8 protein-coding genes and 3 pseudogenes are annotated in these 13393 nt (G+C 56.1%); 1 reads left to right on the plus strand and 10 read right to left on the minus strand.

Annotation, left to right across the window (positions count from 1 at the left end):
• Positions 1–224 precede the first annotated feature (224 nt).
• Positions 225–425 (minus strand): hypothetical protein, encoded by a 201-nt coding sequence (locus JCM12296_RS38055; protein ID WP_157067487.1) that lies wholly within the window; start codon positions 423–425, stop codon positions 225–227.
• A 60-nt stretch (positions 426–485) separates the two neighbouring features.
• Between JCM12296_RS38055 and JCM12296_RS08805 the strand changes: the two genes are divergently transcribed.
• Positions 486–857 (plus strand): tetratricopeptide repeat protein, encoded by a 372-nt coding sequence (locus tag JCM12296_RS08805; RefSeq protein WP_054691622.1) that lies wholly within the window; start codon positions 486–488, stop codon positions 855–857.
• On the opposite strand, the pseudogene ahcY reads toward JCM12296_RS08805, so the two are convergent.
• The 9 genes and pseudogenes from ahcY to JCM12296_RS08850 all read right to left on the minus strand — a co-directional run bounded on the left by ahcY (position 825) and on the right by JCM12296_RS08850 (position 13375).
• Positions 825–2416, minus strand: a pseudogene (ahcY, locus tag JCM12296_RS08810) (adenosylhomocysteinase). The gene JCM12296_RS08805 and the pseudogene ahcY overlap by 33 nt on opposite strands.
• A gap of 62 nt (positions 2417–2478) precedes the next feature.
• A pseudogene (metK, locus tag JCM12296_RS08815) lies at positions 2479–3644 on the minus strand (methionine adenosyltransferase).
• Between the two features lie 242 nt (positions 3645–3886).
• Positions 3887–4519 carry a cytidylate kinase-like family protein gene (locus JCM12296_RS08820; RefSeq protein WP_054691624.1) on the minus strand — a complete coding sequence of 211 codons (633 nt, stop codon included), beginning with the start codon at positions 4517–4519 and terminating at the stop codon, positions 3887–3889.
• Positions 4520–4579: 60 nt separating this feature from the next.
• The gene (locus JCM12296_RS08825) at positions 4580–5458 is read right to left on the minus strand and encodes a universal stress protein (RefSeq protein WP_054691626.1); all 879 of its coding nucleotides are present in this window, start codon (positions 5456–5458) and stop codon (positions 4580–4582) included.
• A gap of 56 nt (positions 5459–5514) precedes the next feature.
• Positions 5515–5907: a response regulator gene (locus JCM12296_RS08830; protein WP_054691628.1), complete on the minus strand. Its 393-nt coding sequence runs from the start codon at positions 5905–5907 to the stop codon at positions 5515–5517.
• A 171-nt stretch (positions 5908–6078) separates the two neighbouring features.
• On the minus strand, positions 6079–7998 hold the full coding sequence (locus JCM12296_RS08835; protein WP_246804089.1) for a GAF domain-containing sensor histidine kinase: 1920 nt from the start codon (positions 7996–7998) through the stop codon (positions 6079–6081).
• Positions 7999–8033: 35 nt separating this feature from the next.
• Entirely contained in the window at positions 8034–10859 is a 2826-nt protein-coding gene (locus JCM12296_RS08840) for a PAS domain-containing protein (RefSeq protein WP_054691633.1), read from the minus strand.
• Positions 10860–10894: 35 nt separating this feature from the next.
• Positions 10895–11782, minus strand: coding sequence for a universal stress protein (locus tag JCM12296_RS08845; RefSeq protein WP_054691635.1), 888 nt, complete (start codon positions 11780–11782; stop codon positions 10895–10897).
• Positions 11783–11801: 19 nt separating this feature from the next.
• Positions 11802–13375: pseudogene (locus JCM12296_RS08850) on the minus strand (sodium:proton antiporter).
• Positions 13376–13393: the final 18 nt, after the last annotated feature.

Raw genomic sequence — 13393 nt, forward strand, 5'->3', positions numbered from 1 at the left:
CAAGAATTAAATCATGGGTACGGAGACCGGGGCTTTGGCATCTTCCAAAGAATCCGCGGCAGGGTAACCGCATTTGCGTCGTTGTTCCGCGTTTTATACGGTGACGACGCGTAAAAATATCGAATATCCGATGACAAATGCGATTGCCCTGAAATCCACGGCGACGATTGTTGACTAATCCGGATTCTTACCCTATAACCCCTGGATATACTTCTATTACGTTATTAACCATCAAAATAGGTGACGCCCGCAAGCATGGCGGCCGGGTCGGTTATCGTCCCATGGTCATCAGCGCCATCCGCACCGCCCCCGGTCCCACCGCCCTGGTGATCGCCAACGCAGATGGGGCAAAGCTGCGCCATTCCGCAAAACACCTCGATTTCCTGAAAGCCTGCCGGGCTTGCATCGTGACGGACCAGAAGCATCAGTCCATCCCATCATCGGTGGGTTCAGGGTTGCCACCCATTGGCGGATAAGGAGATCCGATGGCTTGGAACCGCTCGATTGGCGTGTTGGTCTTGGTGATGTTGATGCTCAGCGCCTGCGGGCCGGATACCATTTTCCTTCGACCGGCGCTGGACACGCCCATGCAGCATGTGAAGAATGGCCAAAACCTGCTTACGCGCGGTAAAATTGACGCGGCGAACGATGAATTTCTGCGGGCAAAGAGCCTCGATCAGGGGTATGCACCCGCATATGTCGGAATGGCATTGGTACAGGGCCATCGTGGCGATGTCACCGGCGGATTCGAAATCCTCAGGCAGGCCAAGCAACTGGCGGCCACGCCGGAAGAGATGGACCGTGTCAATAAAGGCTTCGAGCAGTTAAGGGGCATGCTGCCCGAAAACGGGAAATAACGGGATGGCGACACCGGCACGATGGGGCAGTGCCCCATCGTGCCGGCGATATTTTTTATGCAGCGCATTCGCAATACCTGACGCTGCCCCATAGATGCTTCGTCGATCAATACCGGTAATGGTCCGGTTTGTACGGGCCTCCACCGGAACGCCAAGATAGTCGGCCTGAACGGGATTGAGCCGGGTCAGCTTGACGCCTAGCCGGCCCAAATGCAGACGGGCCACCTCTTCGTCCAGCTTTTTCGGCAAGGTGTACACCTTCTTCTCATACTGGCCCGAGGCCAGTTCGATCTGGGCCAGACACTGGTTGGTGAAACTGTTGCTCATCACGAAGCTGGGATGACCGGTGGCGCAACCCAGGTTGACCAGACGGCCCTCGGCAAGCACGATGATCGATCGCCCGGATTTTAGCATCCACTTGTCCACCTGAGGTTTGATGGGCGTTTTCTTGCACTCCGGATTTTTTTCCAGATAGCTCATTTCGATCTCGTTGTCGAAATGACCGATGTTGCAGACGATGGCTTCGTTTTTCATCTGCTCCATGTGTGCACCGGTGATCACCTGATAGCAACCGGTCGCCGTGACGAAAATATCACCTTCGGCAAGGGCATCTTCCATGGTGGTCACCTCATATCCTTCCATGGCGGCCTGCAAGGCGCAAATCGGGTCGACCTCGGTCACCAGTACCCGAGCCCCGTATCCCCGCATGGAATGGGCGCAGCCTTTGCCAACATCCCCGTAGCCACAGACCACCACGACCTTGCCGGCCATCATCACATCCGTTGCGCGCTTGATGCCGTCAGCCAGGGATTCGCGGCAGCCGTAAAGGTTGTCAAACTTCGATTTGGTCACCGAGTCGTTGACGTTGAAGGCGGCGAAAAGCAGTTCGCCTTTCTGGGCCAACTGATAGAGGCGGTGCACCCCGGTCGTGGTTTCCTCGGAACGCCGCGCACCGTATTGGCGATGCGCGTCCAAAAGCCGGGGTCCTTCGCATGGCTGGCCTTCAGGCGCGCCATGAGAAGTTGCATGTCGGCCGAATCGTAGGTTTTATCCAAAAGGCTGGGATCCTTTTCCACAAACGCCCCTTGATGGATGAACATGGTGGCGTCGCCGCCGTCATCCACGATCAGATCCGGGCCGCTGCCATCCGGCCATACCAGGGCCTGCTCCGTGCACCACCAGTATTCGGCCAGGTTTTCCCCCTTCCAGGCAAACACGGCCGCCGATCCCTTGCGCGCAATGGCCGCCGCGGCATGATCCTGGGTTGAAAAGATGTTGCACGACGCCCAGCGAATATCGGCCCCCAGCAATTTCAGCGTATCGATGAGCATGGCGGTCTGGATGGTCATGTGCAGACTGCCGGTGACTTTAAGCCCTTTCAACGGCTGCTGCGTTGCGTACTTCTCACGGACCGCCATGAGACCGGGCATTTCATTTTCCGACAGCTGCATCTCCTTGTCACCAAAATCGGCAAGGGACAGGTCGGCCACCTTGTATGGCAGCGATGGGTCATAAGCCATCATCCCTTCGGTTGCCACATGGGTTTCGGTATCCAACATAAAATCTCCTTTTCGCTTTACCGGGAAAACGCACCCGATAAAACGATAATGCTTGGCCGGGACTAAAGTCCGGCGCTTTCACGGATAATATCCGCCTTGTTGGTCATTTCCCAGGTAAATTCCGGTTCGGTGCGGCCGAAATGACCATAGGCGGATGTCTTGCGGTAAATGGGGCGCAACAGATCCAGGTATTCGATAATGGCCGCCGGGCGCAGATCGAACACCTCTTTGACGATTGTTTCCACCCGCTCCTTGGGCACAACGCCCGTATGCATGAGATCGATCATCACCGATACCGGTTCGGCCACGCCGATGGCATAGGCGATCTGGACCTCGCACTTTTTGGCCAGTCCCGCAGCGACGATGTTCTTCGCCACATGGCGACCCATGTAGGACGCGCTGCGGTCCACCTTGGAGGGATCCTTGCCGGAAAAACACCCCCCGCCGTGACTGCCTTGACCGCCATAGGTATCGACGATGATCTTACGACCGGTAAGTCCGCAGTCCCCCATGGGCCCCCCCACGACGAACCGCCCCGTGGGATTAATAAAATAGCGGGTATCCCCGTCGATCATGTTGGCCGGGATCACTTTCTTGATCACCTCTTCGATGATCGCCTCGCTCAAATCCTCGTGGGTGATGTCGGGTTTATGCTGGGTGGAAACCACGATGGTGTCAACCCGCTTGGGCTGGCCATCATGGTATTCGATGGTCACCTGGGATTTCCCGTCCGGTCGCAGGAAATCAAGTCCCCCGTTTTTGCGCACCTGGGACAGGCGCCGGGTCAGTTTATGGGCATACATGATCGGCATGGGCATCAGTTCGGGGGTCTCGTCCGTCGCGAAACCGAACATCAACCCTTGGTCGCCGGCCCTTGATCCTTGAAAAGCCCTTGTCCCTGGGTGACGCCCTGGGAAATATCCGGGCTCTGGTGACCGATGCTGGTGAGCACCGAGCATGTCCGCCAGTCGAACCCCATCTGGGAAGAATGGTAGCCGATATCCTTGATGGTATCACGGACGATCTGAGGCATATCCACATAGCAATCCGTGGTGATTTCACCGGCGATAAAAGCCAAACCGGTCGTCACCAGCGTTTCGCAGGCCACACGGCAGGACGTATCCTGAGCCATGATGGCGTCCAGGATGGAATCTGAAATGGCATCCGCCACTTTATCCGGATGACCTTCGGTTACCGATTCGGACGTGAATAAAAATTTATTGGTCATCAAAGTCTCCTTCAATCAAAACGTATTGTCAAAAACACATCGGCATCATGATGTTACGACGGTGCCAATACCGAAAGCCGCTGCAACCCGGCAGGCAACCATCGAGCCGATATCCACCGGCATATCGATCAGCGCCGGAACCGGATGCACACCGGAACCGGCGTCTGTCTGGGTTGCGCTACCTCGGCTGGCCGCAACGGCTTTTCAAGTTAAACCACTTAAACAAAAAATCCGTCAACGAATCAAGCGGCGCCGATACCGAAACGCTCTTTAACCGCTTTGCAAATCATATCGCGGCCCGTTTCCAGGTCTACTTTACTCATATTCAGGACCATGTGGTATAAAAGAGGGTTATCATAGTCCGTCTTACCCAACCGTTTGTAAAGGCTGGTTCGCCGGCGGTCTTCGCTCTCCACCATCCGCTCCGCCTTTTTAAAGGACATGTCGTAATGCTCCATCATGAACTTGACGCGATGGTCAAATTCGTCCATCAGCAAGACATGAAAGGCATCGGGGTGGTCATTGAGAATGTACTGGCTTCCCCGTCCCAGGATCACCACATCGCCTTCATCGGCGAACTGGGCAATGATCAACACCAGATAGTCCAGATAGATCTGTTCATCCAGATAGCCGCGTTCATCCCCCAGGACGCGGTCGATCCACCGTTTGGAAACCATGCTGGAAATTAAGCGGGAGAGTTTGCTGCCGGCTTCCTTTTCAAAGGATTCGACCCAATGGGTGGAAACGTTGGCCTCTTTGGCCACACGTTGAATGATGTCACTATCGGCAAACGTGTATCCCATAGCATCGGCAACCATCTTCCCAAGGGTGACGCCGCCTGCGCCGAATTGACGCGAAATCGTAATGACCGCCATCGTGCCTCCTCAATCTATCGCATTACGGGTTAGATACGTTTATTCAAATTGCTCCGGGGGCTATCCCTCTTTCGGAGGGATAAGCAGGACCGGGAATACCGATTTTTCTGTCAAGCCCTTACTGATGCTGGTCCCCCATCGGTCTTTCCATACACGCTTTCCCGGGGATCCGGCAATGATCATGGAAGATTGGCACTCGCGGGCGGCCTTGTCGAGTTCTTCGACCGTATCCCCGACATAAACGTGCGGCTTGGCCGTAATGCCGACATCCTCCAACTCATCGCACAAGGCTTCCAGTTTCGTGCGGTTTTCCTTGCGCGTCTTCTGGATCGCCATGGCGGATGTCCCCTTTAACTCTTTTTCACTGGCCACATATACCAATTCGACTTCTTGGATCACCGCCTTCAAGGATTTCAGATATTCAATGGCCCGCTGGCTGGTCGCAGACCAGCTGACCGCCAGCAAAGGCTTCTCGAAGGGGTTCTCGGCCAGCGGCCCCTTGCGCGAAAGGTACTTGTAGACCAACACGGGGGTAGCGGAACGATGAACAATTTCAGTGATGTCGGAACCGGAATAAAGCTGCTCCAAACGCCCCTTCTTCTCCGGGCTCAGGACAATCAGATCCACATCCTCTTTTTCAGCGGCCTGGATCACCTGGGCCGCGAAGCTACCGACGACGATGTAGACCCCCACCTCCATGCCCTGCTCGAAAAGGGTCTCCGCCCAGTCGATGAAACGGATATTGGCCTTTTCACGAAGCCGGATTTCGGCGCTTTTTTCATAACCCTTGCCCCGGCGCATGGCGACTTTTTCACGTTCGATGACGTTGAGAAAGACCACATGGTTCAAGGCCGCTTTCTTCAAGTCCATCAACGAGAGCAGCGCATCGAAACGGAGATGGTTGAACCGGGTAACAAATAGCAGCTTTTTAATCTCCATAATGTCTCATCCTTGCCTGCCTGTGATGAAAAATAGGCGTTTTGCCCACAAGCCGGCTACTCGAGATACTTTTTCATCTCCTTGGCCAGGTCTTCGGGTTCGACCGGCTTCTCCAGATAGCTTTCCGGCTCGGGAACGGGTTTGTCACCGAATTCGGTGAGGGCTTTCTGGGAACGCAGAAACGTACGCTTGGCAATACCGGAGAGGATAATCACCGGAATCCCCAACAGGGTCTTGTCGGTTTTCAGTTCCCGATACAACCGGATACCGCTTTGTTTAGGCATCAGCACATCCAGCAAGACCAGATCGGGCATTTCCTTCTTAAGGACCTTGAGCCCATCTTCACCATTGGCCGCTTCGATCGGCGTGTAGCCGTTCTCTTCCACAACCGTTGCATTAAATATTCTGACATCCGGATCATCGTCCACAATCAATACTTTTTTGCTCATCGTTGGGCCTCCTTGAAAGTTAACCACAATATTTGAAGTCGCATTGATAGTTAGCGTTAACAGCGTCGGTGGCAAACGGGCCGATTGATGGCCAACGCTGTCGGTAAAGCCTTGCATGCGAGTTGCCCATCCGCCGATCGAACAACCGTCTCAGGTAGCACTGAAAAGCCTTCAGCCCGGGCGATCCGCTTCGGGCAAACGCGCCGGAAAACGGAGGATGAATGTGGTTCCTTCCCCCTCGGTTGAAATGACGTCGATGGACCCCTTGTGCTCTTCGACCAATTTGCTGGTCACCAGGAGACCCAAACCGGTTCCCTTGACCCCCTTGGTGCTGAAAAAGGAAGAGAACAGTTTGTCCTTCACCTCCTGGGACATGCCGCTACCGTTGTCCCGCACGTCAAACCGGATGATCTCACCCGCTTCCCGGGAGGTAACGACGGTCACCTGATGCACCTTGTCGGCCCCAGGATCAAAAATACACGCATCGATGGCATTTGTCACCAGATTCATCAGGCAGCGATGAACGGTTCGCGGATCCATGATGACCGGTACGATGGCGTCGGAGAATTCCTTGACCACCTGCACATCATGGTCATGGGCCACCCCATCCAGGAGTTCGCAGACGTCGTCGGCAATGGCGTTGGGATCGCAGACCTCGAATTCGGGTTCCCGCTCTTTGGAATACGAGAGCAGGTCCATCACCAGGTCCGACGTACGCGTGATGTTACGCTGAATCATCGCCCAACCCGTGCGCAGCTTTTCGGTGTTGTCCCGATCCAGTCCCACGTCCACCAGATAGCTCCCACCCTTGAACCCGTGCAGAATGTTCTTGATGCAATGGGCCATGCCGGCCACGGTCTGGCCGACAGCGGCAAGCCGCTCGCTGTTCAATAGATCCCGCTCCAGTCGTTTGATCTCGCGCAGATCCTGGAAAAAGGAAACCGTTCCCATGTTTTTCTTGTTTTCACGCAACACCGAACCGGAAAAACGCACCGGAATCGACTCCCCCGTGCTGGCGGTGATTTCGGTCTCCGTCCAGGGTGAACTTTCGTTGGCGTCGAGAACGGCTTCCGAATTGGACAGCAGCGTTTCCTGCACCAGTTGTGGCAGATAATCCCGGACATCTTTCCGGCCGAGCACATCCTGGGCACTGTATCCGAAAATTCGTTCGGCGGCCGGGTTGAAAATCACCGTTTGCCACTTTTCATCCGTGGCGATGATGCCCTCATTGGCACTTTTGATCAACTTGAATTGGAACTTCGATTTACGCATCACTTCATCGTGCAACATCGCATTTTCAATGGTGGCGCCAATACGGTTGCCGATGAGATCCAGGAGATGCAGTTCCTCGGCCGAAAAAAGGCCACTCTCCTTTTCGATGCGCATGACCCCGATCCCCTGGGTGTCCTTGGCGCTGATGGGGATGTAGGCGAAGGTGGGGCCTTCGGTCTTTCCATTGACGGCGTCGTGGGTCCCCAGATGGTGGACCTGGGGTTTATCGGTCTTCGACACCTGTTTGATGATCCCAGGTTCCTCCGCCGGTCCGGCCTGACCATATCCCGGCTCGGCGTAACAGGCGTTGAAATAACGCAGGTCAAAGCGTCCCGTATCCTCGGCCATGTATAAACAGACGCTCTCGGCCCCCAAAAAGTCACGAATTTCCAGCACCGCCCCGCCGATTCGCTCCTGAAGGGTCGTCGGCGCATTCAGGGCCGTGTAAATGGAGCACAAGGTGGTCAATTCACGATTGCGCAAGCGCTGCTCTTCCTGGGCGCGCTTGATGGCAGTGGTGTCCAAAAGCGTTTCGATGGCGCCGATCACACTGCCATCGGCGGACTTCAACGGCGCGGCGGTGAACCAGCACCAACGGCCGCCGTGTCCCAGCTTGGGGAAAAAAACTTCGGCCTCGTATCCCCCCTCGATCATTTCCGAATTTTTGCACCGGCCGCCGTAAAGATTCCAGATTTCATGATCACTGCGCTGTTCCAGGATGAGGTCGCCCATGGAGGGACGCTCACTTTCCCAAAAAGGCGCCCATTGACGATTGGTCCCCACCATTTCCGGCGAGGAATGGCCGGTAAGCTTTTCCATGGCCTGGTTCCAATGGGTAATGATATGGTCCCGGTTCAAAACGAACGTCGGATGGTGCTGCCCTGGATGATTTGGGACAGGGTGTGCTGGTTCTCCTCCAGTTTGCGCGTATACTGCCGTCGGTCGGTCTCGGCTTGTTTCTTTTCCGTATTGTCCCACAAGGTTTCGATGGCACCGACGATGCTGCCATCGGCGGCCTTGATCGGCGCCGCCGTAAAAAAGAGCCATTTGCCGCCGTTGCCCAATTTGGCGAAAAAGACCTCGGCCTCATACCCCCCATCGACCAGCTCCGATTTCTTCCATTTGCCGCCGTAAAGGTCCCAGACCTCCTCATCCCCCTGCTGGTCGACGATCACATCGGCCATGGTGGGGCGTTCCTGGTCCCAAAAAGGCACCCACTGGCGATTGGTTCCCACCATTTGGGACGCCGGATAACCGGTCAGCTGTTCGAGAGCCCGGTTCCAGTGCGTAACCAAATGGGCCTCGTTGAGCACAAAGGTCGGAATGGTGCTGCCCTGGATGATCTGGCTCAGCGTACGCCGACTCTCTTCAAGATCGCGGGTATACCGGGCCCGATGGGACTCGGCCTCTTTTTTCTCGGTGGTGTCCCAGAAGGTTTCAATGGCCCCCACAACGCTGCCATCAGCCGATTTGATTGGCGCCGCCGTGAAAAAGAGCCACTTGCCCCCCTTGCCGACCTTCGGAAAAAAGACCTCCGCCTCATAGGCGCCCTCGATCAACTCCGATCGTTTCCACTTGCCGCCATAAAGATCCCAGATCTCCTGATCGCTACGTTGATCCAGAATAATGTCGGCCATGGAAGGGCGCTCCTGATCCCAGAATGGCGCCCATTGACGACGGGTTCCCACCATGCGGGAGGCCGAGTGGCCGCTCAGCCGTTCCAGGGCCCGGTTCCAGTGCGTGACGACATGTTCCTGATTGATCACGAAAGTCGGGATGCTGCTGCCCTGAATAATCTGGTTCAGGCGGTTTTCACTCTCCTCGATCCGTAAAAGATCCCGGCGATGTTCGGCCTCGGAGCGTTTGGTTTCCGTGCAGTCCCACAACGTCTCGATCGCCCCCACGAGCGTGCCGTCGGGCGCTTTGATGGGGGCCGCAGTGAAGATCAGCCAACGGCCGCTCTCACCGAGCTGCTCGAAAAACTCTTCCGCTTCGTATGCCCCCTCGACCAGGGGAGAGGGTCGCCACTTGGAGCCGTAGTACTGGCTGATCTCTCCGGTTTCAAACTGGTCCAGGATGACATCCGCCATAAGCGGACGGGCTTTCTGGCGAAAGGGTTTCCAGTGCTGGCTGGTGCCCACGATTTCATCGGCGGAGTAGCCGGTCAGCTTTTCCAGGGCCCGGTTCCAATGAGTGACAATATGGTTGCGATTGATCACGAACGTGGGTGTGGTACTCCCCTGGACAATATGGGAAAGCGCCTGCTCCTGTTCCTCCAGATCCTTGACATGGCGCCGGTTCTCCGCTTCAGCACGCTTCTTGGCTGTGGTGTCCTGCAACGTCACGATGACGCCGGTCACCGTGTCGTCGGCCGTTTTGAGCGGTGTGGCGGTAAGCCAGCACCAGCGGCCATTGCTGCCCAACCTGGGAAAAAAGACCTCTGCCTCGTAGGCATCTTCGATGAGCTCCGATTTGCGCCACTGTTGCTCACCGTACAGTTCGCGGATCTCATCTTCGCTGCGCTTTTCCAGGATCACATCGGCCATGGTCGGCCGCTCGCTATCCCAGAAAGGCTCCCAGTGGCGGCGGGTTCCCACCATCCTGGCCGCGGGAAAGCGGGTAAGGGTCTCCAGGGCGTGGTTCCAATGGGTCACCACATGGTCGCGGTCAAGCACGTAGGTCGGGATGGCGCTGCCCGCAACGATCTGGGACAGAGTTCGCTCGCTCTCTTCGATGCGGCGGGTATAATTGCGCCGCTCAACCTCGGCCCGACGGTTTTCGGTGTTGTCCCACAGGGTTTCAATCGCGCCGACGATCGTTCCGTCCGAGGCCTTGATGGGAGCGGCCGTAAAGAAGAGCCAGCGGCCGTCCTCCCCCAGGTGATCGAAAAACTCTTCAGCCTCGAAACCACCCTCCACCAGGGTCGACGGCCGCCACTTGGAACCATAATAATGATTGATCTCCCCTGTCTCCAGTTGGTCGAGGATCACATCGGCATGATGGGGCGTGGGTGTTTGCGGAAGGGTTTCCAGTGATTCTGGGTACCCACGAGCTGGCTCGCGGGGAAAACCGGTCATTTTTTCCAGCGCATGGTTCCAATGGGTGACCATGTGGTCACGATCGATCACAAATGTCGGGATGGTGCTGCCCTGGATGATCTGGCTGAGGGTCTTTTCCTTTTCGTAAAGCTCGCTTTCGATCTGTTTGAACCGCCGGTTGCGTTGCATGAGAATGTCGGCTGCCCGGCGAAAGCCCTGGTCGATGCGCGCCTGCACCGCTTCGAGGGTCAGGTTTTCCGCACCCAGGTCCGCCAACGCCTCCTCGCGAATCGTCTCCAGCTTGAGCAAATCCCATAGAAAACGTGAATCCTGGTGGTCAATCAGCGTGACCTCGGCCGGCTTGATCTTGGCGATGTTGCGGGCCAGGTCCAGATCCCAGGTCACTTCGATGATGGTTTCGAGTCCTTCCAGGCGGCAGAGCTCGCGGTAGTCCCCGCAGGTCATGATACCCTTCTCACGGGCATAGACCATCCCCACGGCCTTGGGGTTGATATCGGCAACCCCCAGAACCTCCGGATGCCGGCCGGCAAAATGTTCACTAAACAGGTGGCGAAGGAGCTTTTCACAGAACCGCCCCCCGCCCACGATAGCGATTTTCGCGTTTTCTAATTCTTGAATCATGGTATCATTCGCCGTTTGACGATGAACGTCGGCTCCTATGGGACCAACAGCACAGGCAATTCACTCAGTTCGGCAACCTGGTGGGAAACACCCCCCAACCAGTATTCCTGAAACCAGTCCTTGCCCGTACGGCCCATAACAATCAACGTGGCATTGTAGTCTCGCGAAAGCTTGATGATCGACTCGACCGTTCGTCCCATGGCCAGATGCGATTCATTGGGGACACCGGCATCTTCGATCTGTCGGCAGTAGGTCTGAAGCCGCCGGTTGCTCTCGGCGATGAGCGCCTCGACCGCTTCCGGGGCCAGGTGCTTGGTGCGACGCTGTCCCAAAACATGGGCCACGCCGATTTTTTCCACCAGCGGGCGCATGGCCAGGGTTGCATCCAGGGCACGGCGGGATGGGTCCGACCAGTCGGTGGCCAACAAGGGGCGTTGCCAGATCTGGTCATTGGTCCGCATCAGGGATTCACCCTGCCACTCATATTGGACCATGTATTTGCTCATCAATACCGGAACGCTGCTGCGACGCAGAACATCGAGCACATGCGTGCCCACGTACACCTTCTCCATGAGCGTCCGTTTTTTGCGCCCCACGACAATCAGGTCGACCGATTCTTCCTCGGCCATTTCCAGGATTTTCGCGTTGGGGGCGCCGATTTCGATCCGCTGGGTGAAGGTTATCTGCGGGTCGGCAAGGGTTCGGATCCAGTCATCGAAGGTTACCCGCGCCTCCTCCTGAAAGCGCTGAATGTCATCCTTCAAGGTCCCGCCATAGGGAACAAACGCGACATCTTCCCGTGGGATCACGTGGGCCAGGACCACTTTCTTGAGCCCGGCGCTTTTTAGCTGGAGAATGGTTTTCAACGAATTGAAGGCCAACTCCCGGAACCGGGTATGGAAAAGCAGGGTTTCGAAGCGCATCCGCGGCCACCCCCTTTGGTCAAAGAAAGAAGATAACGGTCACTACCACAAATGATGGCAGTAAAAAAACAAGCGTGTATTTTACAATATACCCGAAAAAGCTGGGCATGGGGGTGCCAGCTTCCTCGGCGATGGAACGAACCATGAAGTTCGGGGCATTGCCGATGTAACTGCAGGCACCGAAAAAGACGGCACCTGCGGAGATGGCTTCCAGATAGAGAATCTTCTCCGACATCAAAAGCGGCACCGCCTGGGCTTCGGCCATGCCCGGATAGTGGCTGCCAAGCGCCGTATTGAAAAACGTCAGGTAGGTGGGGGCGTTGTCCAGAAAGCCCGAAAGTGCCCCCGTAACCCAAAAATAATGCACCGGTTGCTTTACCGCGTTGATCAGAAAGGCCAACTGCCCATGGCTTCCGGCCTTTAGGATCAACAGGCAGGGAATCATGGTAATGAAGATGCCAACAAACAAATAGGCCACTTCAAGAATCGGAAACCAGGTGAAGTCATTCTCTTCACGGATCTCGATGGCTGTCGTGGTCATCGAAAGAATGCCCATGACAATCAAAAGGCCGTCCCGGACCCAATCCTGGACGCCGCGGTGGACGCCGAGCACATTGACCTGCCCCCAGTCCACCATGCCGCTCATCAATACGGCACCAATGATGCCCCCCAGAAAAATAAAATTGTGAATGCCCACCAGTCCGAGAGGCGTCTTATGGGCCTCTGTTTCCGGCACCCGGCCGGTTTCCCTGCGGAAATGGTAACGGTCGACAAAATAGTAGATCACCAAAAGCAGCCCGGACACGGTCAGCATGTGCGGGGCAATATGCAGCGTCCAGAAAAAGGAAACGCCATGTAAAAACCCCAGGAACAGCGGGGGGTCGCCCAAGGGTGTCAGGCGCCGCCGATATTGGCCACCAGAAAAATGAAAAATACCACCATGAACGTCCGGTTTTTGCGATAGTTGTTGGCACGCAAAAACGGTCGGATAAACAACATGGCCGCCCCGGTGGTTCCCATCCAGGACGCCAGCAGTGTCCCCAAGGCCAGAATGACAACGTTGACCAAGGGTGTTCCCCGCAGGGAGCCCTTGAGCAGAATACCGCCGGATACCGTGTACAAGGCCCACAGCAGGATGATGAAAGGGACATAGTCGGCCAGCAGGATATGAACGATCTCATATATCGCGGCCCCTTTGTAAACAAAAAGAAAGGGACCGGCCATGCTTATCGCCCAAAATGCGGATACCTTAGCAAAGTGGTGGTGCCAGAATTCCGGCGCCAGCAGGGGAAAAAGCGCGATGGAAAGCAACATGCAGGCAAAAGGAATGCAGCTCCACAGCGGCAAGCCCGGTCCGAGGTCCACATGGGCTTGATGACCCTCGGCATGATCCGCTTCCGGATGACTGTCCGAACCTGGGGCCGCAAGGGTCGCGTCGACGGAAAAGTCGGCTTCATTTCTCTCCGGCGATAGGTCCGCAGCGATCAACGGGAAAGTCGGCAATAGCGCCAGCAACAGGACCGACACCAGCAAAAACATCATCGGTCGCCTACAGGGCATGCTCATTTTTTGGGTCTCCCTGTTGTAAGGCATCGTCTAACCATTAGATAT

Source organism: Desulfosarcina cetonica JCM 12296 (assembly GCF_001311845.1).
In the GTDB taxonomy this organism is placed as follows: Bacteria; Desulfobacterota; Desulfobacteria; order Desulfobacterales; family Desulfosarcinaceae; genus Desulfosarcina; species Desulfosarcina cetonica.